This window comes from Phenylobacterium sp. (assembly GCF_036677185.1).
Taxonomy (GTDB): Bacteria; Pseudomonadota; Alphaproteobacteria; order Caulobacterales; family Caulobacteraceae; genus Phenylobacterium.
Window position 1 is genome coordinate 83,436 of record NZ_JAKFEN010000022.1, and the last position, 19,863, is coordinate 103,298.

19 protein-coding genes are annotated in these 19,863 nt (G+C 66.9%); 18 read left to right on the plus strand and 1 reads right to left on the minus strand.

What is annotated here, in order from left to right; all coding sequences use genetic code 11:
• Positions 1-3 precede the first annotated feature (3 nt).
• The 9 genes from V6M51_RS13775 to V6M51_RS13810 all read left to right on the plus strand — a co-directional run bounded on the left by V6M51_RS13775 (position 4) and on the right by V6M51_RS13810 (position 9,519).
• Positions 4-780, plus strand: coding sequence for a type III pantothenate kinase (locus V6M51_RS13775; protein ID WP_332768026.1), 777 nt, complete (start codon positions 4-6; stop codon positions 778-780).
• A complete protein-coding gene (locus V6M51_RS13780; RefSeq protein WP_332768028.1) occupies positions 780-2,462 on the plus strand; it encodes a ribonuclease J in 1,683 nt (560 codons plus the stop codon). Before V6M51_RS13775 ends, V6M51_RS13780 begins: the two co-directional genes overlap by 1 nt.
• 47 nt (positions 2,463-2,509) lie before the next feature.
• On the plus strand, positions 2,510-2,932 hold the full coding sequence (mce, locus tag V6M51_RS13785) for a methylmalonyl-CoA epimerase (RefSeq protein ID WP_332768030.1): 423 nt from the start codon (positions 2,510-2,512) through the stop codon (positions 2,930-2,932).
• Positions 2,932-3,195, plus strand: a complete 264-nt coding sequence (locus V6M51_RS13790) for a DUF1467 family protein (RefSeq protein WP_332768031.1) — start codon at positions 2,932-2,934, stop codon at positions 3,193-3,195. Before mce ends, V6M51_RS13790 begins: the two co-directional genes overlap by 1 nt.
• Before the next feature lie 290 nt (positions 3,196-3,485).
• A complete protein-coding gene (locus V6M51_RS13795) occupies positions 3,486-4,778 on the plus strand; it encodes a lipoprotein-releasing ABC transporter permease subunit (RefSeq protein WP_332768032.1) in 1,293 nt (430 codons plus the stop codon).
• Positions 4,771-5,460, plus strand: a complete 690-nt coding sequence (locus tag V6M51_RS13800) for an ABC transporter ATP-binding protein (RefSeq protein WP_332768033.1) — start codon at positions 4,771-4,773, stop codon at positions 5,458-5,460. Before V6M51_RS13795 ends, V6M51_RS13800 begins: the two co-directional genes overlap by 8 nt.
• 143 nt (positions 5,461-5,603) lie before the next feature.
• Positions 5,604-5,693 (plus strand): cell division inhibitor SidA, encoded by a 90-nt coding sequence (sidA, locus tag V6M51_RS23900; RefSeq protein WP_082531887.1) that lies wholly within the window; start codon positions 5,604-5,606, stop codon positions 5,691-5,693.
• Between the two features lie 15 nt (positions 5,694-5,708).
• Positions 5,709-9,146, plus strand: coding sequence for a DNA polymerase III subunit alpha (gene dnaE, locus V6M51_RS13805; protein WP_332768035.1), 3,438 nt, complete (start codon positions 5,709-5,711; stop codon positions 9,144-9,146).
• 4 nt (positions 9,147-9,150) lie between these two features.
• Entirely contained in the window at positions 9,151-9,519 is a 369-nt protein-coding gene (locus V6M51_RS13810) for a VOC family protein (protein ID WP_332768037.1), read from the plus strand.
• Positions 9,520-9,526: 7 nt separating this feature from the next.
• Here V6M51_RS13810 and V6M51_RS13815 read toward each other — a convergent pair whose 3' ends face one another.
• Positions 9,527-9,832 (minus strand): hypothetical protein, encoded by a 306-nt coding sequence (locus tag V6M51_RS13815; RefSeq protein ID WP_332768038.1) that lies wholly within the window; start codon positions 9,830-9,832, stop codon positions 9,527-9,529.
• Positions 9,833-10,065: 233 nt separating this feature from the next.
• On the opposite strand from V6M51_RS13815, the gene rpsB reads away from it, so the two are divergent.
• The 9 genes from rpsB (at position 10,066) to bamA (ending at position 19,862) form a co-directional block, all read left to right on the plus strand.
• Positions 10,066-10,947: a 30S ribosomal protein S2 gene (gene rpsB / locus V6M51_RS13820; RefSeq protein ID WP_332768039.1), complete on the plus strand. Its 882-nt coding sequence runs from the start codon at positions 10,066-10,068 to the stop codon at positions 10,945-10,947.
• A 96-nt stretch (positions 10,948-11,043) separates the two neighbouring features.
• Positions 11,044-11,979 carry a translation elongation factor Ts gene (tsf, locus tag V6M51_RS13825; RefSeq protein ID WP_332768041.1) on the plus strand — a complete coding sequence of 312 codons (936 nt, stop codon included), beginning with the start codon at positions 11,044-11,046 and terminating at the stop codon, positions 11,977-11,979.
• Positions 11,980-12,078: 99 nt separating this feature from the next.
• On the plus strand, positions 12,079-12,798 hold the full coding sequence (gene pyrH, locus V6M51_RS13830) for a UMP kinase (protein ID WP_254833194.1): 720 nt from the start codon (positions 12,079-12,081) through the stop codon (positions 12,796-12,798).
• A gap of 37 nt (positions 12,799-12,835) precedes the next feature.
• A complete protein-coding gene (gene frr, locus V6M51_RS13835; RefSeq protein ID WP_332768043.1) occupies positions 12,836-13,402 on the plus strand; it encodes a ribosome recycling factor in 567 nt (188 codons plus the stop codon).
• 37 nt (positions 13,403-13,439) lie between these two features.
• Positions 13,440-14,201: an isoprenyl transferase gene (locus V6M51_RS13840; RefSeq protein WP_332768045.1), complete on the plus strand. Its 762-nt coding sequence runs from the start codon at positions 13,440-13,442 to the stop codon at positions 14,199-14,201.
• Positions 14,179-15,015 (plus strand): phosphatidate cytidylyltransferase, encoded by an 837-nt coding sequence (locus tag V6M51_RS13845; protein ID WP_332768346.1) that lies wholly within the window; start codon positions 14,179-14,181, stop codon positions 15,013-15,015. The genes V6M51_RS13840 and V6M51_RS13845 overlap by 23 nt, the downstream gene beginning before the upstream one ends.
• A complete protein-coding gene (dxr, locus tag V6M51_RS13850) occupies positions 15,003-16,196 on the plus strand; it encodes a 1-deoxy-D-xylulose-5-phosphate reductoisomerase (protein WP_332768047.1) in 1,194 nt (397 codons plus the stop codon). The genes V6M51_RS13845 and dxr overlap by 13 nt, the downstream gene beginning before the upstream one ends.
• 22 nt (positions 16,197-16,218) lie before the next feature.
• The gene (rseP, locus tag V6M51_RS13855) at positions 16,219-17,436 is read left to right on the plus strand and encodes an RIP metalloprotease RseP (protein WP_332768049.1); all 1,218 of its coding nucleotides are present in this window, start codon (positions 16,219-16,221) and stop codon (positions 17,434-17,436) included.
• A gap of 29 nt (positions 17,437-17,465) precedes the next feature.
• On the plus strand, positions 17,466-19,862 hold the full coding sequence (bamA, locus tag V6M51_RS13860) for an outer membrane protein assembly factor BamA (protein WP_332768051.1): 2,397 nt from the start codon (positions 17,466-17,468) through the stop codon (positions 19,860-19,862).
• The last annotated feature ends 1 nt before the right edge of the window (position 19,863 follow it).

The following is a 19,863-nucleotide window of genomic DNA, read 5'->3' on the forward strand; positions in this document are numbered from 1 at the left end:
CCCATGCTGCTGGCCATCGAGCAGGGTAACACCAACACGCTGTTCGCCGTCCATGACGGCGAGACCTGGATCGCCCAATGGCGCGCGGCCACCGATCCCAGCCGCACCGCCGACGAATACGCCGTTTGGCTGTCGCAGCTGTTGAACATGGCGGGCCTGCAGTTCGGGGCGCTGGACGCGGCGATCATCTCCAGCGTGGTGCCCCAGTCGATCTTCAACCTGCGCAACCTGGCCCGCCGCTACCTGCACGTCGAACCCCTGGTGATCGGCGAGAACGCCGACCTCGGCATCGAGGTACGGATCCACAAGCCGTCGGAGGCCGGCGCCGACCGCCTGGTGAACGCCATCGGTGCGCATATCGTCTATTCCGGTGACCTGATCGTGATCGATTCCGGAACGGCGACGACCTTGGACGTGGTGGCGGCCGACGGCGGCCTGGAGGGCTGCGCCATCGCGCCGGGGATCAACCTCTCCATGGAAGCGTTGCATACGGCGGCGGCCAAACTGCCGCGGATCGCGATCCAGCGGCCGGGCCATGTGATCGGCAAGGATACCGTGGAATCCATGCAGGCGGGCGTCTTCTGGGGCTACATCGCCCTGATCGAGGGCCTCGTGGCTCGGATCAAAGCCGAGTGGGGCAAGCCGATGACGGTGATCGGCACCGGCGGCGTGGCCTCGCTGTTCCACGGGGCGACCAACGCCATCGACCACTTCGACCCGGATCTGACGATCCGCGGCCTTCTTGAAATTCACCGCCGGAACACGGCGGCAAGGACGTAATGACCAAAGTAAAACCCACCGACGAACTCGTCTTCCTGCCGCTCGGCGGCTCGAACGAGATCGGTATGAACTTCAATCTCTACGGCTACGGCCCCCCGCATGCGCGGAAGTGGATCGTGGTCGACCTGGGCGTCACCTTCGGCGACCAGACCACGCCGGGCGTGGAAATCATCCTGCCCGACCCGGAATTCATCGAGGCCCACGCCAAGGACATCCTCGGCATCGTGCTGACCCATGCCCATGAGGACCATATCGGCGCCGTGGCCTGGCTGTGGCCGCGCCTGCGCGCGCCGCTCTACGCCACGCCCTTCACCGCCTTCCTGCTGCGCGAGAAGCTGCGCGAGAACGAGGACGCGGCCGACGCCGAGATCACCGAGGTCCCGCTGGGCGGGACCATCAAGCTCGGTCCGTTCGAGATCGACCTGATCACGCTCACCCACTCGATCCCCGAGCCCAACGGCCTGGCGATCCGCACCCCGCTGGGCACCATCCTCCACACCGGCGACTGGAAGATCGATCCCGATCCCGTGCTGGGCTCGGTGACCGACGAGGGCGCGATCCGCAAGCTGGGCGACGAGGGCGTCTTGGCCATGGTCTGCGACTCCACCAACGTCTTCGTCGATGGCGAGGCGGGGTCGGAGGCCGATGTCCGCGACGCCATGGCCAAGCTGATCTCCGGCCTGACCGGCAAGGTGGCGGTGGCCTGTTTCGCCTCCAATGTGGCGCGAATGGACTCGATCATCCGGGCCGGCGAGGCGGCTGGGCGGCGCGTCTGCTTGGTCGGCCGCTCGATGCACCGCATGGCGGCGGCGGCCAAGTCGGTCGGCCTATTCTCCGACATCAAGGAGTTCCTGACCGACGGGGAAGCCAAGCACTTCCCCGACGACAAGATCCTCTATCTCTGCACCGGCAGCCAGGGTGAGCCCCGCGCGGCCCTCTCGCGCATCGCCGACGGCACCCACCAGCACGTCAAGCTGGGAGCCGGCGACGCCTGCGTCTTCTCCTCGCGGGTTATTCCCGGCAACGAGGTGCCCATCCGCAACCTGCAGAACCGCCTCGCTGACCGCGGGGTGCGGCTCTACACCGAGCGCGACCATCCGGGCATCCACGTCTCCGGCCACCCGTGCCGCGACGAGCTGGCCCGCATGTACGCCTGGGCCCGGCCGGAGATCGCCGTGCCCACCCATGGCGAGCGCCGCCACCTGCTGGAGCACGCAGCCTTCGCCAAGGACCTGCAGGTCAAGCAGACCGTCGCCCCCCGCAACGGCGACATGGTCCGCCTGGCGCCTGGCCGCGCCGAGATTATTGACGAGGTCCCGGCGGGCCGCATCTATGTGGACGCGGGCTTCCTGACCCCGGAGAACGGCGACGCCCTGCGCGAGCGCCGTCACGCGGCCTATAACGGCGTGCTGGCGGTCTCTGTGGTGTTGGACGGGCGCGGCAAGATCGTCTCGGGCCCACGGGTCAAGGCCCTGGGTCTCCCGGCCGACGAAGACTATTCGATGGACGAGGTCCTGGACGACCTGGCCGAGGACGCCGAAACCGCCTTCGGCAAGCTCAAGGGCGATCAGCGCGAGATCGATTCCGAGGTCGAGATGGCCCTGTCCCGCGCCGTGAAGAAGGCCAGCCAGCGCATCTGGGGCAAGCGGCCCGTGGTGGAGACCACGGTGCTGCGGGTGTGACGCAGCGTGATCTCGCGCCCCGCCGCTGACAGGTCTATAGGGACGCCATGATCGGAAGACTGAACCACGTGGGGATCGCGACCCCCTCCATCGCCGAGTCTGTCGCCATGTACCGCGACATGCTGGGCGCAACCCAGGTCAGCGAGACCAAGGTCTTGCAAGAGCAGGGGGTCTATGTCTGCTTCGTCGACCTGCCCAACAGCCAGATCGAGCTGATCGAACCCTATGGTGACAATTCGCCGATCCACGCCTTCCTGGCCAAGAACCCCAAGGGCGGACAGCACCATGTCTGCTTCGAGGTGCCCGACATCATCGTCGCCCGCGACGATATGCAGGCCAAGGGCGCGACCGTGCTCAACGACGGCAAGCCCCGCATCGGGGCGCACGGCGTGCCGGTGATCTTCGTCCATCCGAAGAACATGGGCGGCGTGCTGGTCGAACTGATGGAAACCCCGAAGGACCCGCACTGATGGGCGTCGCCACCGGCATCGCGATCTTCCTGACCATCTGGTGGACCGTGCTGTTCGCCATCCTGCCGCTGGGCACGGTCAGCCATGCCGAGGCGGGCATCGACAAGGGCGATGGCGGCGATCCTGGCGCGCCAGTGGATCCCAAGCTCAAGAAGAAGTTCTTCACCACCACCTGGATCGCCGCGATCCTGTGGACGATCCTGTTCCTGGTGCTGCATTTCCACCTGATCGTCCTGCCGCCGCTGCCGGCGAGCTGGACCTAGGCGCCCAAGCGGGCGGCGGTTTGGCCGGCGCCGTAGGGCCTGCGCCCAGTTTTTGGGCGAAATGCCGGAACCTCCCGTAGCGGGAGCCGCGCATCGCGCCGGACGACCCGATCACGGCTATCCATGGTCACAGACACGAGCGGCTCTCCGGAACTGCTGTGGCGTTTTCCCCGACGACTGAAGGCCGCCCACCTCCCTGGGCGGCCTTCTTTTCGTGGCTTTCATTGCCTAGCTGGCGAACCAATGGCTAACAGGGCCGTTGAACGAGCTCGACGGGGCGATTCCGACTGATGAGCATGACCGCCAGCACCAACGGCCGCGCGCCGCCCTTCGGCCAGTGGGAGCGCGCCGTGGCCACGCGCTACCTGCGCGCCAAGCGCAGCCAGGGCGGGGTGGCGCTGATCTCGATCATCTCCTTCGTCGGCATCATGCTGGCCGTGGCGGTGCTGATCATCGTCATGAGCGTGATGAACGGCTTCCGCACCGAGCTGCTGTCGCGGATCCTCGGCTTCTCCGGCCATCTCTATGTCGCCGGCGGGGTGCTGAACTCGCCCGACCGGGACGGCATGATCCGCCGCATCGGCCAGATGCCCGGGGTGATCCAGGTGACCCCGGTGGTCGAGGCCCAGGCCATGGCGCTCGGCAACGGCCAGATCAGCGGCGCCATCGTGCGCGGCATCACGCCCAGGGACCTGAAGGCCACCAGGCTGGTCTCCGACAACATCACCCGGGGCTCCATGGCCGGCTTCGGCGAGGGCGAGTACGGGGGCGACCTGATCCTGGTGGGTGATCGCCTGGCCCAGTCCCTGGGAGTCCAGCCCGGCGACGCGCTCAGCCTGGTCTCGCCGGTCGGCGGCGCCACGGCCTTCGGCGGCACGCCGCTGCGCAAGACCTACACGGTGGCCGGAACCTTCACCGTCGGCATGAGCGAGTACGACCAGACCTTCATCTACATGCCGCTGGAACAGGCCCAGCTGTTCTTCGGCCGCGAGACCGGGATCGACTATATCGAGATCAAGCTGGAGGACCCCGACGAGGCCGTCGCCATGAAGCCCGACCTGGCCAAGGTGGCGGGGCCCGCGGCGCTGCTCACCGACTGGACCGAGAAGAACGCTTCCTACTGGGGGGCGCTCAAGGTCGAGCGCAATGTCATGCGGCTGATCCTGATGATGCTGGTGGCCATCGCGGCCATGAACATCATCTCGGGCCTGGTCATGCTGGTGAAGAACAAGGGGCGCGACATCGCCATCCTGCGGACGATGGGGGCGGGGCAGGGGTCGATCCTGCGCATCTTCTTCATGGCCGGGGCGGCGGTGGGCGTGCTGGGCACCCTGGCCGGACTGGTGATCGGCTCGCTGTTCTGCATCTTCATCGGTGAGATCCAACAGGCCGTGGAGTGGGTCACCGGCGCCCAGGTGTTCTCCTCCGACATCTATTTCCTCAGCCGCATCCCGGCGAAGATCGACTGGCGGGAAGTCGGCGTGATCACCTTCTGGGCCCTGGCCATGTCGTTCCTGGCGACCTTGCCGCCGGCCTGGCGCGCCTCGCGCCTCGATCCGGTGGAGGCGCTCCGCTATGAGTGAGCCCGTCCTCTCCATCCGCGGCCTGCGCCGCACCTACAAGAGCGGCGACCGCACCCTGGTGGTGCTGGACGGCGCCGCCCTCGACGTAAAGCCCGGCGAGATCGTCGGCCTGATCGGGCCCTCGGGCTCGGGCAAGTCGTCGCTGCTGCACGCCGCGGGCCTGCTGGAGCATCCGGACGCCGGCGAGATCCACATCGAGGGCCGCGACTGCTCCGACCTCAGCGACCGCCAGCGCACCCGGGTCCGCCTGGCCGCCATCGGTTTCGTCTACCAGGCCCATCACCTGCTTGCCGAGTTCACGGCGCTCGACAATGTCGCCCTGCCGCAGATGATCGCCGGGCGTTCGCGCAAGGCCGCGCGGGCCCGGGCGCTGGAACTCCTGACCACCCTAGGCCTGGCCGAACGGGTCGACCACCAGCCGGCTCAGATGTCGGGCGGCGAACAGCAGCGGGTGGCCATCGCCCGGGCGCTCGCCAACGCGCCGCGCCTGCTGCTGGCCGACGAGCCCACCGGCAACCTCGACCCCGCCACCTCCGCGGCGGTGTTCGAGAGCCTCTACGACCTGGCGCGCAAGACCGGCGTGGCGGCCCTGGTGGCCACCCACAACCTGGAACTCGCCCGCCACATGGACCGCGTGGTGGCGCTGAAGGACGGCAAGCTGGAAGAGCAGCCGAGGGGTTAGGGCTAACCCCCACCTCCGTTCATTCCCACGAAAGCGGGGATGAACGGAGGTGGGTGAGAGTCCCTCCAACTTAGCCTCTTGACGGATGAGAACAAAACAAGAATAAGAACATTCACAGAACATCCACAGCGGGGACGTCGCACATGGTTCGTTTGGCTCGGGAATCACTGGCCTTTGTGTCGGTGGCGGGGTTTGTCTGGATGATGTGCGCCGTGGCCCAATTGGCGGCCTAGCAGACGGAGGATTGGGTGAGCGACGCGGTGAGCGAGGGTTTCGTCCACCTGCGGGTCCGCTCCGCCTATTCCCTGCTGGAAGGCGCCATCAAGGCCGAGAAGATCGGCGAACTGGCCGCCAAGGCCGAGATGCCGGCCGTGGCCCTGGCCGACCGGGCCAACCTGTTCGGCGCGCTTGAATTCTCCGTGCTCACCAAGGAAACGGGCGTGCAGCCGATCGTCGGCTGCGCCCTGCCGGTGACCGGCATCGGCGGCGGCCAGACCGACCGCTGGTCGAAGGTCCCCACCATCCTGCTGCTCGCCCAGAGCGAGCGGGGCTATCTCAATCTCAGCGAACTGTCGTCGGCCTGCTATCTGGAGGCCGACGGGACCGAGGACGTCTCGGTCAGCTGGGACATGGTCCAGCGTCACGCCGAAGGCCTGATCCTGCTGTCGGGCGGGGTCGACGGGCCGGTCGACCCGCTGTTCGCCCAGGGCAAGGTCGCCGAGGGCAAGGCCGCGCTCGCCGAGATGGCGGCGGTGTTCGGCGACCGGTTCTATGTGGAGCTGCAGCGCCACGGAATGACGGCGCAAGCCGCGGCCGAGCCGGAGTTGGTGGCCTTCGCCTACGAGAACGACGTGCCGCTGGTCGCGACCAACGACGTCTATTTCGCCAAGGAGGAGATGTATGCCGCCCACGAGGCCCTGCTGTGCATCGCCGATGGCGCCTTCATCAGCCAGGAAGAGCGCCGCCGGGTCACGCCGGAGCACTATTTCAAGAGCGCCGAGACCATGCGCGCCCTGTTCGCCGACCTGCCGGAGGCTTGCGACAACACCCTCGATATCGCCCGGCGCTGCGCCTTCATGGTCAAGAAGCGCGACCCGATCCTGCCGCGGTTCCCGACCGTCGGCGGACGCACCGAGGACGAGGAGCTTGCCGAACAGGCCCGCGAGGGCCTGCGCAAGCGGCTGATCGGCCACCAGCTGTCGCAGGAAGAAAGCGTCTATTGGGAGCGGCTGGAACGCGAGATCGGCGTCATCCAGTCCATGGGCTTCGCCGGGTACTTCCTGATCGTTTCGGACTTCATGAAATGGGCCGTGGCCCATGACATTCCGGTCGGGCCTGGCCGGGGTTCCGGGGCCGGTTCGTTGGTCGCCTGGTCGCTGCTGATCACCGGCCTCGACCCGCTGCGCTACGGCCTGCTGTTCGAGCGGTTCCTGAACCCCGAGCGGGTCTCCATGCCCGACTTCGACATCGACTTCTGCCAGGAGCGGCGGGAGGAGGTGATCAGCTATGTGCAGAAGCACTATGGCCGCGACCGGGTGGCGCAGATCATCACCTTCGGCACCCTGCAGGCGCGCGCCGTGCTGCGCGACGTGGGACGGGTCCTGCAATTGCCGCTGGGTCAGGTGGATCGCCTGGCCAAGATGGTCCCGGCCAATCCCGCCAATCCGGTGACGCTGGCCAAGGCCATCGAGATCGAGCCGCGCCTGCGCCAGGCCAAGGAGGATGACGAGGCGGTCGCCCAGCTTCTCGACGTCGCCCTGCAGCTCGAGGGTCTCTACCGCAACGCCTCGACCCACGCGGCCGGGGTGGTGATCTCGGATCGGCCGCTTACCGAACTGACGCCGCTCTATCGCGATCCGCGCTCGGAACTGCCCGCCACCCAGTTCAATATGAAGTGGGTCGAGAGCGCCGGCCTGGTGAAGTTCGACTTCCTGGGCCTGAAGACCCTGACGGTGATCGACCGGGCGTTGAAGCACCTGGCCAAGCGCGGCGCGCGCATCGAGATGGCCGATCTGAAGCTCGACGACGAGAAGACCTACGAGCTGATGTCGGCGGCGCAAACCGTGGGCGTGTTCCAGCTCGAAGGGCAGGGGATGCGCGACACCCTGCGGCAGCTGAGACCTGGCTCCATCGAGGATGTCACCGCCGTCGGCGCGCTCTATCGGCCAGGACCGATGGACAACATTCCGCTGTTCATCGACTGCAAGTTCGGCCGCAAGCCCATCGACTACCTGCACCCCTCGCTCGAGCCGGTGCTGAAGGAGACCTACGGCGTCATCGTCTACCAGGAACAGGTGATGCAGATCGCCCAGATCCTGGCGGGATACAGCCTGGGTGAAGCCGACCTGCTTCGTCGCGCGATGGGCAAGAAGAAGAAGGAGGAGATGGAGCAGCAGCGTGCGCGCTTCATCTCCGGCGCCCTGGCCAAGGGCGTGCCGGAAGCGCAGTCCGGCTCGATCTTCGACCTGGTGGACAAGTTCGCGGGCTACGGCTTCAACAAGAGCCACGCGGCCGCCTATGCCCTGATCAGCTACCAGACGGCCTGGCTGAAGGCCAACACGCCGGCGGAGTTCTTCGCCGCCTCGATGAGCCTCGACATCTCCAATACCGACAAGCTGGCGGTCTTCTACCAGGACGCCAAGCGCTTCGGCGTCAAGATCCATGCCCCGGACGTGAACCGCTCGGGCGCGGACTTCGAGGTGGAGAACGGCGAGGTGGTTTACGCCCTTGGCGGCGTCCGCAACCTCGGCCTGCAGGCCATGGAGCATGTGGTGGCCGTCCGTGAGGAGGGCGGGCCGTTCCGCGACCTGTTCGACTTCGTCGAGCGGGTCGATCCCAAGCAGGTGAACAAGCGCGCCTTCGAGACCCTGGCCCGGGCCGGCGCCTTCGACAGCCTGCACCCCAACCGCGCGCAGATTCTGGCCGCGGCCGACGTGCTGGCCGGCCACGGCCAGAGCATGGCCGCCGATCGCGCCTCGTCCCAGGCCTCGCTGTTCGGCGGCGACCAGGTGGAGGCCCAGCGACCGCGCCTGCCCAAGGTGGAGCAGTGGACCCCGGTCCAGCGCCTGGACGAGGAACTGGCCGCGGTCGGATTCTACCTCTCCGGCCACCCGCTGGATGACATGGTCGAGGCGCTTCGGCGTCGGCGCACCGACCTGCTGGCCGACGTCATTCCCAAGGCCGAGGCGGGATCGGAGGCGTTCCGCATGGCGGGCGTCGTGCGCCGCAAGCAGGAGCGGGCCTCGCAGTCCTCGGGCGAGAAGTTCGCCTTCGTGACCCTGTCCGATCCCACCGGCGAATACGAGGTGCTGTTCCCGCCGGAGGCCCTTCGCAGGTGCCGCGACCTGTTGGAGCCCGGCAGGGCGGTGGCCATCAAGGTCCGAGCCAAGGCCAAGGACGGCGAGGTGCGCTTCTTCGGCGACGACGCCGAGCCGGTGGAGAAGGCGATCGAGAACGCCGTGGCCGGCCTGCGCGTGCACCTGGCGCCGCGCAGCGCCGAGATCGAGGCGCTGAAGAAGCGGCTGGAAAGCTCGGTCAACGCCCGCGGCGGCGAGATCATCCTGGTGGCCGGGGTCGAGGGCGGCCGCGAGGTGGAGGTGAAACTGCCCGGCCGATTCACCCTCGACGGGGCCGTGCGCGGGGCGCTGAAGACCTCGCCGGGCGTGGTCTTCGTCGAGGACCTCTAGGGCCGTGCTGGGCCATGTGTCCTTCGGCGTGAAGGACCTGGTCCGGGCCGGGGTCTTCTATGACGCGGTCCTGCGTCCGCTCGGCTGGGTCCGGATATGGGACGATCCTCGGGGCCTGGGTTACGGGCGGCTGGGAGAGGGCGAGAAGCTCAACCTGTTTCCACATGTCGAGGCCCGCCCGCCTGGTCCTGGATTCCACTTGGCCTTCGATGCGCCGGACCGGGCGGCGGTGGACGCCTTCCATGCCGCCGCCCTGGCCGCCGGCGGAACCGATCGCGGCGCGCCGGGGCTCCGGCCGGTCTATGGCTCAACCTACTACGCCGCCTTCGTCATCGACCCGGACGGCCATCGCCTGGAGGCCGTCCACCAATAGCGCGACGTCAGGGCTTCCCGTAGGGGCTGATATAGCCCTTGGGCTTGGGCGCATTGGGGTAGGCGTTCACCCCGCCGCGATTGGAATAGGTCGAGGTCCCCTGATAGGGCCGAAATGGCACGGGCGCCGGTGCGGCCCGAGGCGGGGAATAGGGTTTCGGCGCGGCTACCGGAGGGGTGCTGAAGCTTGGCGGCGCCGGCGCACGGTAGTTGCCCATCGTTCCCGTGTGAGTCTTGAACGTCCCGGCGGATGCTCCAGAGGCGTTCACGGCGAGAACCGCCAGTCCCAGGCCAAACGCTACGATGGGTTTCATTTCGTGCTCCAAATCTACTCAAGAGTGCAACACCAAGGCCAAGCTTGCAAGCGGGTGCGACGGCCATCCTTCGGGAGAGGCTTGCTTTTCCTGCGCTTAGCCCCTATTTCCCCGCCTCATTCCACACGCAGGTGTTTGGCGATGTGCGGGGAGACATCCCGCCATATCCATTCCGGTCCCTCACTCGGGGGGTTTGCCTGCGGCGGTTAACCGGAAAAAGGACTTAAAAGCGTATGGCGCTTCCTGAATTCTCCATGCGTCAGCTCCTAGAAGCTGGCGCGCACTTCGGCCACCAGACCCACCGCTGGAACCCGAAGATGGACCGCTACATCTTCGGTTCGCGGTCGAACATCCACATCATCGACCTTTCGCAGTCGATCCCGCTGCTGCACCAGGCCCTGGTGAAGGTGCGCGAAGTCGCCGCGTCCGGCGGACGCGTGCTGTTCGTCGGCACCAAGCGCCAGGCTTCCGAGCCGGTCGCGGTCGCGGCCAAGCGTTCGGCCCAGTACTATGTGAACCACCGCTGGCTGGGCGGCACGCTCACCAACTGGCGCACCGTGTCGGGCTCCATCGCCCGCCTGCGCGAGCTGGAAGGCCTTCTGGAAGGTGACGGCAGCGCCGGCCGCTCCAAGAAGGAACTGCTGCAGATGACCCGCGAGCGGGACAAGCTGGAGCTGAGCCTCGGCGGCATCAAGGACATGGGCGGCATCCCCGACCTGATGTTCGTGATCGACACCAACAAGGAAGCGATCGCGATCCAGGAAGCCCGGAAGCTCAACATCCCGGTCATCGCCATCCTGGACACCAACTGCAATCCGGACGGCATCACCTATCCGATCCCGGGCAATGACGACGCCGCGCGCGCCATCCAGCTCTATTGCGACCTGATGGCCGACTCGGTTCTCGACGGCCTGGCCGCCGGCCAATCGGCCGCCGGCGTCGACCTGGGCGCCTCGGTGGCCCCGATCGAGCCGACCCTGGCCCGCGAACTGGCGCCTGAGCCCGTCGCCGCCGCCCCGGTCGCGGCTGAACCGGCTCCCGAGCCGGTCGCGACCGAACCGGAGACCACCGCGGCGGAAGCCCCGGCGGCTGAACCGACCGCGACGCAGGACTAGGCCGGCGGCGCGCCTCCGCGCGCCCGTCGACACGAAACGATCACGGCGAGGTCCTAGACGGGCCTCGCCGACCTCTTTGAATTGAAGGAGCTGACCATGGCGGAAATCACCGCTCTGCTCGTCAAGGACCTGCGCGAGAAATCCGGCGCGGGCATGATGGATTGCAAGAAGGCGCTGCAGGAGAACGACGGCGACATCGAAGCCTCGATCGACTGGCTGCGCACCAAGGGCCTGTCCAAGGCCGCCAAGAAGTCCGACCGCGCCGCGGCCGAGGGCCTCGTGGCCGGCAAGCTCAGCGACGACGGCAAGACCGGCGTGCTGGTCGAGCTGAACGCCGAGACCGACTTCGTGTCCAAGAACGACACCTTCCAGAGCGCCGCGCGCGACTTCGCCGTGGTGGCCCTGGATGTCGAGGGCGTGGACGCCATCACGGCGGCCAAGACCGCGAAGGGCGAGGTCGTCGCCGACGTGATCACCAACATGATCGCGACCATCGGCGAGAACATGCGCCTGCGCCGCTCGGCGCGCCTGAGCGTGGCTCAAGGCGCGGTCGCCCTCTATCTGCACAATGCGCAGGGCGAAGGCGTCGGCAAGCTGGGCGTGCTCGTGGCTCTTGAAGGCGCCGGCGACCAGCAGGTGCTGAAGGATGTGGGCCGCAAGATCGCCCTGCACGTGGCCGGTACGCCGACCCCGCCGCTGGCGCTCACCGAGGCCGACCTCGATCCGGCCGCCGTCGAGAAGGAAAAGAAGTTCCTGACCGACCAGGCGCTGGAATCGGGCAAGCCCATCGGCGTGGTCGAGAAGATGATCGAAGGCCGCATCCGCAAGTGGCAGGAAGAAGTGGTGCTGCTGAAGCAACCCTTCGTCATGAATCCGGACCAGACCATCGAGCAACTTCTTGCCGACACCGCTAAGGAAACCGGCTCGCCGGTGACCGTGAAGGGCTTCATGCGCTTCGCGCTCGGCGAGGGCGTGGAGAAGAAGGTCGACGACTTCGCCGCCGAAGTGGCTTCGATGACCGGCCAAGCCTAAGGCTCGCAAGATAAAGACGACCCAAGGGCGTGGTGCGTTCGACGCGCACCACGCCCTTGGTTTATGTAAGTACCGCCTAAGATTCTCCGGATGCCGCCGATGCCCGACGCCAAGCCCCGCTACAAGAAGATCCTCTTGAAGATGTCGGGCGAGGTCCTGATGGGCGACGCGCTCTTCGGGATCGACACCAAGACCATCGAGGCGGTGGCCGAGGACATCAAGGAAGTGGTCGACGCCGGTGTCGAGCTTTGCCTGGTGGTCGGCGGCGGCAACATCTTCCGCGGGGTCTCCCTGGCCGGAAAGGGCATGGACCGCGCCAGCGCCGACTATATGGGCATGCTGGCCACGGTGATGAATGCGCTGGCCCTGCAAGGCGCCCTGGAAAAGGTCGGCGTCTACACCCGGGTGCAGTCGGCCATCCCCATGGAGGCGGTCTGCGAACCCTACATCCGCCGCCGCGCCCTGCGGCACCTGGAAAAGGGCCGGGTGGTGATCTTCGCCGCCGGCCTCGGGGCGCCGTTCTTCACAACCGATACGCCCGCGGCCCTGCGGACGGCCGAGATGGGTTGCGACGCGCTCTTCAAGGGCACCAGCGTCGATGGGGTCTACACGGCCGATCCCAAGAAGGACCCGAGCGCACAGCGCTACGAAACCCTCAGCTATCAAGAAGTCCTGGCCAAGGACCTGCGCGTCATGGACGCCTCGGCCATCGCCCTGATGCGCGACAACAACGTCCCGATCGTGGTGTTCTCCATCCGAGAACGGGGCAACTTCATGAAGGTCTTGCAGGGGCAGGGCGTCTTCACGACCATCGCCTGACCACGAGACTCAAACGAGAAGATCGGGAGAACTCCTTATGGCTGCTACCGAAAAGCCCGTCCTTTCGAGCTACAAGGACCGCATGGACAAGGCGATCCTCGCCCTGAAGGACGAGTTCGCCTCCCTGCGGACCGGCCGCGCCTCGGCCGGCCTGCTGGATCAGGTGATGGTCGACGCCTATGGCTCGACCGTGCCGATCAATCAGGTGGGCTCCGTGAGCGTCCCCGAGCCGCGCTCCATCAGCGTCAGCATCTGGGACAAGGGCCTGGTCGTCTCGGTGGAGAAGGCGATCCGCAACGCCGGTCTCGGTCTCAATCCCGTGGTCGATGGCATGAACCTGCGCATCCCGATTCCGCCGCTGACCGAGGAGCGGCGTCGGGACCTGGCCAAGTTGGCAGGCAAGTACGCCGAGCAGCAGAAGGTCGCCGTCCGCAACGTCCGCCGCGACGCCAATGACGACCTGAAGAAGGCGGAAAAGGACGGCGCCATCAACCAGGACGAACATCGCAAGATGGAGGTCGAGATCCAGAAGTTCACCGACGAGGCGGTGAAGAGGGTGGACGAAGCCTTGAAAACCAAAGAACAAGAGATCATGCAGGTTTGATCGTCCGCGGTCTGGTTGAAGGACGAACGGGAACCCCATGACCATCGCCGACAAAGAGCAGCCGAAGGGCGCGCGCGACGCCCCTCTGCATGTTGCGATCGTCATGGATGGCAACGGCCGCTGGGCCAAGCGCCGGGGCCTGCCGCGCCAGGTCGGCCATCCCAAGGGCGTCGACGCCATCCGCCGTGTGGTCGAGGCCGCGCCCGACCAGGGTATCCGCTGGCTGACGCTTTACGCCTTCTCCACCGAAAACTGGCGCCGGCCCGCCGGCGAGGTGGCCGAGGTCATGCGGCTGCTCAAGCTCTATGTGAACTCCGACCTCGACAAGCTGGTGCGCGAGGGCGTGAAGGTCCGCATCCTGGGCCGCCGCGAGGGCCTGCCGCCGGACGTGGCCGAGATCGTCGAGCGCGCCGAACGCCAGACCGCCCATAACGACAAGTTCTTCCTCCAGGTGGCCTTCAACTACGGCGGTCGCGCCGACATCGTCGACGCCGCGCGCGCCGTCGCCGCCGAGGTCGCGGCGGGTCGGATCGCGCCTGAAGACATCACCGACGACATCTTCGAGGCCCGCCTCTCCACTGGCGGACTACCGTCGCCGGACCTCGTGATCCGCACCAGCGGCGAGCAACGGCTGTCGAACTTCCTTCTTTGGGAGTCGGCCTATTCCGAATTCGTATTCCCTGACGTCCTTTGGCCCGACTTCACGCCGCATCACCTCGCCGAGGGCATCGCGGAGTTTCAGAAGCGTGAGCGGCGATACGGCGGGGCCGTGGCCGATGATGTCCTTGCCACAGGCTAGGCGGTTCGACTGGACCAATCTGGGCATACGCGTGGCGTCCGCCACCGTGCTGGTGCCCACGGCGCTGGCCGCTGTCTGGTTCGCCGATGACGTGCGCTGGCTGTTCCTCGTCCTGATCGCCGTGGCGGTCGCGCTGCTCTGCATCGAGTGGGGCGCCATGACGGCCCCGAAGGCCCCGATCCGGGTGTCGGCGGCGCTCACGGTCGCAATCCTAGCCGGGACCTTCCTGGCCTATCTTGGCCAGATGACCTACGCCTGGGGCGCCCTGGCGATCGGCGCCGCCGCCTCCGCCCTGGTGGCGCGAGGCGTTTCGGAACGGCCGGGCAACGCGGCCTATGGCGTGGTCTATCTGGCCATCCCGATGGTCTGCCTGGTCTGGCTGCGGGGCATGCCCGAGGGCCGGCAATGGACCCTGCTGTTGTTCGCCGTCGTCTGGACGGCGGACATCGCCGCCTTCGCGGTCGGCAGCGCGCTCAAGGGCCCCAAGCTGTGGCCGCGGTTCTCGCCCAACAAGACCTGGTCGGGCTTCGTCGGCGGCCTGATCGCCGCGGCCGTGGCTGGCGTGGCCATGGCCGCTTTCAGCGACATCGTGCTCAGCCTGCAGGCCGGCGCCCTGATCGGGTTCGTGGCGGGCCTGGCCACCATGGCGGGCGACCTTTGGGAATCCATGCTGAAACGTCGCTTCGGGGTGAAGGATTCCGGCGACCTGATCCCGGGCCACGGCGGCCTGCTGGACCGGGTCGATGGCCTGATGTTCGCCGCGGTCGTCCTGGCCGGCGCCCGGCTCATCAACCATTTGGGGTGGGCGAATTGACCTTGCCGCGGCGTGTCAGCGTGTTGGGTTCCACGGGCTCGGTCGGGGTCTCGACCCTGGACCTGTTCGACAAGGCCGGGGCCGAGGTCGAGTTCGCCGCCCTGACGGCTGGGCGCAATGTCGAGCGCCTCGCCCAGCAGGCCCTGCAGTGGCGGCCGAAGCTTGCGGTGATCGAGGACGAGACCCGGCTCGGGGAGCTGCGTGACCGGCTCAAGGGCTCGGGGATCGAAGCCGCCGCCGGCGCGAGCGCGGTGGCCGAGGCCGCCGCCGCCGACGCCCAGTGGGTGATGTCGGCCATCGTGGGGTTCGCCGGGCTCCCGCCGACGCTTTCGGCGGCCAAGGCAGGGGCGGTCGTGGCGCTCGCCAACAAGGAGAGCCTGGTCTGCGCCGGGCCCTCGCTGCTGCGCACGTCCAAGCTGGCGGGCGGGGCCGTGATCCCGGTCGATTCCGAGCATTCGGCGATTTTCCAGGTGCTGGACCCGATGAACGCTCAGCATGTCTCGCGGTTGATCCTCACCGCCTCGGGCGGCCCGTTCCTATCCTGGTCGATCGGCCAGATGGAGCACGCGACGCCGGAACAGGCCGTGGCCCATCCCAGGTGGGACATGGGGGTCAAGATCTCGGTCGATTCGGCGACCATGATGAACAAGGGCCTCGAGATGATCGAGGCGGCCTATCTGTTCGCCATGCCGGCCGAGCGGGTCGATGTGCTGATCCACCCGCAATCGATCATTCACAGCCTGGTGGAATACGCCGACGGCTCGACCCTGGCGCAGCTGGGACCGCCGGATATGCGCACGCCGATCGCCTGCGCCTTCGCCTGGCCTGACCGCCTGCCATGGCCGGCGCCGAAGCTGGACCTGGCCGCCGCCGGGCAACTAACTTTCGAAGAACCGGACCTGCGCCGTTTTCCCGCCTTGAAGATCGCGAAAGAAGCATTGGCGGCCGGTGGGGCCGCGCCCGCGGTGATGAACGCCGCCAACGAGGTCGCAGTGGCCGCCTTCCTTGACCGTAAGATTGGCTTTCTGGATATTGCCGCCACGGTGGCGAGGACGCTGCAACGCGTGGACGGGCAGGGGCTCATGGCGGGTCTCTCCGGGGACGTCCTGGAGCGGGCGCGACACATCGATGCGACGGCGCGCCGCGTGGCGGACGACGTCGTGGCCGGTCTAGGCCGTTGAGGCCTTGGAGGAGCACCCCGTCGTGATCGATTTCACCTTAACCTCCCTGACCTTCGTCGTTTCCTTCCTACTGGTCCTGGGGCTTGTGGTCACGATCCACGAGCTGGGCCACTTCCTGGCCGCCAAGAGCTTCGGCGTGGCCATCGACCGGTTCTCCATCGGCTTCGGCAAGGCGCTGGCGGTCTGGAAGGACAGGTCGGGTGTCGAGTGGCGGGTCGGCTGGATCCCCCTGGGCGGCTATGTGCGCTTCTCGGGCGATGAGAACGCCGCCAGTCTGCCCGACCACGAAAGCCTGGAGAGCCTGCGCCGAGAGGTCGAGCGTCGCGAGGGGCCGGGCGCCATCGACCGCTATTTCCATTTCAAGCCGCTGTGGCAGCGGGCCATCGTCGTGGCCGCCGGCCCCTTCGCCAACTTCTTCCTGGCCATCGCGCTGTTCGCCGGCCTGCTGATGGCCTACGGGGCGCTGGTGCTGCCGGCCAAGGTGGCATTTGTCCAGCCTGGCAGCCCGGCGGCGCGCGCCGGCCTCCTGCCGGGCGACCTGGTGGTGGCCGCCGCCGGAACTCCCATCAAGACCTTCGACCAGCTCGCCACGATCATCCAGGTTCGCGCCGATGTGCTTACCCCGCTCGTGGTGAACCGCGGCGGGCGGGAATTGACCCTGAACGCCACGCCGGAATGGCAGCTCCGCAAGGATCCAATTTCGGGCGAGCGCAGGATCGGCGTACTGGGCTTCGCTCCGCCCCAGAAGCCTAGCGACTTCATCCGCGTTCGTTACACGCCGCTCCAGGCGCTGGGCGGCGGGGTGGAGCGCACCTGGAACACGCTGGGGACCACCGTCTACTATCTCGGCCGCATGGTGACGGGCCAGGTCTCGGCCGACCAGCTCAGCGGCCCGCTGGGAATCGCCCGAATCTCCGGGAAGGTGGCCCAGGCCGGCGCCGAAGGCGCTTCGAGTCCCGGCGAAATGCTGCTGGGCAGCGCCGTCAATCTGCTGCAGCTCGCGGCCTTCGTCTCGGTGAGCATCGGCTTCATGAACCTGTTGCCGGTCCCCGTGTTGGACGGGGGGCACCTGCTGTTCTACGCCTATGAGGCCGTAGCCCGCCGCCCGGTCGCCGCCAATGTCCAGGCCGCAGGCTATAGGGTGGGTCTTGCGCTGTTGCTGGGATTGATGTTGTTCGCCACCTGGAACGATCTGCAACAGCTGCGTGTGTTCAAAATCCTCGGCGGCGTCTTTTCCTGACCCGCCCTTTTCCGCTAACGGCTTAAACGATGCAAAGAACCCGCGCTCATAGCGCCGCGCTCGCCTCCGGACTTGCCCTCTTGATGGGCTCGACCGCGCTTGTCGTCCCGACGCTCGCCGCGGCCCAGGCGGCCCCGCAACAGTCCGGCGTCGTCCAGCGGATCATCGTCCGCGGCAATGAGCGGATCGAACAGTCGACGGTGCTCTCCTACCTGCCGGTCCAGCCGGGCGAGACCCTCGATCCGGCCAAGGCCGACCTGGCGCTGAAGGCCCTGTTCCGCACCGACCTGTTCGCCGACGTGAAGGTCGAGCTGCAGGGCTCCGACATGATCGTCACGGTCGTCGAGAACCCGATCATCAACAAGGTGGTGTTCGAGGGCAATTCCGGACTGAAGGAAGAGAAGCTGCGCGACGAGGTGACCGTGCGTCCGCGCGGTATCTTCACCCGCGCCAAGGTCCAGCAGGACGTCCAGCGGATCGTCGAGCTCTATCGCCGATCGGGCCGGATCTCGGCCACCGTCACGCCCAAGATCGTCGAACTGCCGCAAAAGCGCGTCGACCTGATCTTCGAAATCGACGAGGGCCCCAAGAGCGGCGTCCTGCGCGTCAACTTCCTGGGCAACAAGGAATTCTCGGACAACGACCTGCGCGACGTGGTCGTGACCGAACAGACCAGCTGGTTCAAATTCTTCTCGTCGAACGCCAACTACGACCCTGATCGCCTGGAGTACGACAAGGAGCAGCTGCGCAAGCACTACCGCAACCGCGGCTTCTACGATTTCCGCGTGATCTCGGCGATCGCCGAGCTGGCCCCGGACAAGAACGGCTTTGCGATCACCTACACCCTCGAGGAGGGCGTCGAGTACCGGTTCGGCAAGATCACCGTCGAGACCGAGCTCCAGAAGCTGGACAAGAACGTCCTGCAGCAACTCGTGCCGATCCGGTCCGGCGAGACCTATCAGGACGAGCGGATCGAGCAGGCCACCGACGCGCTCACCTTCGCGGCCGGCGCGGCGGGTTTCGCCGCGGTCGACGTGCGTCCGCGCTATACGGCCAACAAGGACACCAACACCGTCGACGTGGTCTTCCAGGTCCGCGAGGGCCCGCGGGTCTATGTCGAGCGTATCGACGTCACCGGCAACACCCGCACCCTGGACTATGTGATCCGGCGCGAGCTGAACCTGGTGGAGGGCGACGCCTATAACCGCGCCCTGGTGGACCGGTCCAAGAACAACATCCGCGCGCTCGGCTTCTTCAAGGAGGTCGATATCGAAGAGGTTCCGGGTTCGGCGCCCGATCGCACGGGCCTGCAGGTGAAGGTCGAGGAGCAGCCCACGGGCGAGCTGTCGTTCAGCGCTGGCTATTCGTCGGTCGACCAACTCGTGCTCGACCTGGGCATTACCGAACGCAACTTCCGCGGCCGCGGCCAGAGCGTGCGCGCCCGTGTTTCGGTCGGTTCGCTGCGCCAGCAGATCGATTTCGGCTTCACCGAGCCGCGCTTCCTGGGCCGCGACCTGGGCGCGGGCTTCGATCTCTACGCCTATCGGCTCGATTACTCGGAGTTCTCGGCCTACGAGACCAATACGATCGGCAGCAATATCCGCTTCGGCTTCCCGCTGACGGTCGCCTCGCGGATGTCGACCCGCTACACCCTGCGCAGCGACGAGGTCGATATCGACAGCTCGCTCTGCACCGCCCAGGTGGTCTCGCTCTCGCTCTGCGCCCAGCGCGGCAAGTTCATCACCTCGCTGGTGGGCTACACCTATCTCTACGATCGCCGGAACGACCCGATCAATCCGACCCGCGGCTACCGCTTCGACGTCTCACAGGACTTCGCCGGGGTCGGGGGCGACGTGAACTACATCCGCACCGAGGCCACCGGCGGCTGGTGGCACGGGTTCAACAAGGACTTCATCCTCAGCGTCTCCGGTTCGGCCGGCTTCATCGCCGGGTTCAGCGGCGACACGATCCGGATCAACGACCGCTTCTACAAGGGCGGCAACAACTTCCGCGGCTTCGAGACCGCCGGCATCGGGCCGCGCGACACCAACTTCTCCCGCTCGGACGCCTTGGGCGGTAGGGCCTACGCCATCGGCACGGTGGAGCTGGCCATCCCGACCGGCCTGCCCGAGCAGTACGGCATCAAGGCCGGGCTGTTTGCCGATTTCGGCACGCTGGGCTTGCTGGACGACGCCGACAAGAATTACCAACCGGGCGCCATCAACCCGATCACCAACCTGCCGTACCCGCCAGGAACGCGCGATCCCGCGATCGTCGACGATCTGTCGCTGAGGGCCTCGGCTGGTCTTTCGGTGCACTGGCGGTCGCCGATGGGGCCAATTCGTTTCGACTTCAGCCAAGTTTTGGCCAAAGAGAACTACGACAAGACCGAAACCTTCCGGTTTTCCACCTCAACCAGGTTCTAAT

Excerpts from the sequence above, each read along its gene's own strand:
- V6M51_RS13775 (WP_332768026.1), top strand. The coding sequence starts at position 4 with ATGCTGCTGGCCATCGAGCAGGGTAACACCAACACGCTGTTCGCCGTC.
- V6M51_RS13780 (WP_332768028.1), top strand. The coding sequence starts at position 780 with ATGACCAAAGTAAAACCCACCGACGAACTCGTCTTCCTGCCGCTCGGC.
- mce (WP_332768030.1), top strand. The coding sequence starts at position 2,510 with ATGATCGGAAGACTGAACCACGTGGGGATCGCGACCCCCTCCATCGCC.
- V6M51_RS13790 (WP_332768031.1), top strand. The coding sequence starts at position 2,932 with ATGGGCGTCGCCACCGGCATCGCGATCTTCCTGACCATCTGGTGGACC.
- V6M51_RS13795 (WP_332768032.1), top strand. The coding sequence starts at position 3,486 with ATGAGCATGACCGCCAGCACCAACGGCCGCGCGCCGCCCTTCGGCCAG.
- V6M51_RS13800 (WP_332768033.1), top strand. The coding sequence starts at position 4,771 with ATGAGTGAGCCCGTCCTCTCCATCCGCGGCCTGCGCCGCACCTACAAG.
- sidA (WP_082531887.1), top strand. The coding sequence starts at position 5,604 with ATGGTTCGTTTGGCTCGGGAATCACTGGCCTTTGTGTCGGTGGCGGGG.
- V6M51_RS13815 (WP_332768038.1), bottom strand. The coding sequence starts at position 9,832 with ATGAAACCCATCGTAGCGTTTGGCCTGGGACTGGCGGTTCTCGCCGTG.
- rpsB (WP_332768039.1), top strand. The coding sequence starts at position 10,066 with ATGGCGCTTCCTGAATTCTCCATGCGTCAGCTCCTAGAAGCTGGCGCG.
- tsf (WP_332768041.1), top strand. The coding sequence starts at position 11,044 with ATGGCGGAAATCACCGCTCTGCTCGTCAAGGACCTGCGCGAGAAATCC.
- pyrH (WP_254833194.1), top strand. The coding sequence starts at position 12,079 with ATGCCCGACGCCAAGCCCCGCTACAAGAAGATCCTCTTGAAGATGTCG.
- frr (WP_332768043.1), top strand. The coding sequence starts at position 12,836 with ATGGCTGCTACCGAAAAGCCCGTCCTTTCGAGCTACAAGGACCGCATG.
- V6M51_RS13840 (WP_332768045.1), top strand. The coding sequence starts at position 13,440 with ATGACCATCGCCGACAAAGAGCAGCCGAAGGGCGCGCGCGACGCCCCT.
- V6M51_RS13845 (WP_332768346.1), top strand. The coding sequence starts at position 14,179 with ATGATGTCCTTGCCACAGGCTAGGCGGTTCGACTGGACCAATCTGGGC.
- bamA (WP_332768051.1), top strand. The coding sequence starts at position 17,466 with ATGCAAAGAACCCGCGCTCATAGCGCCGCGCTCGCCTCCGGACTTGCC.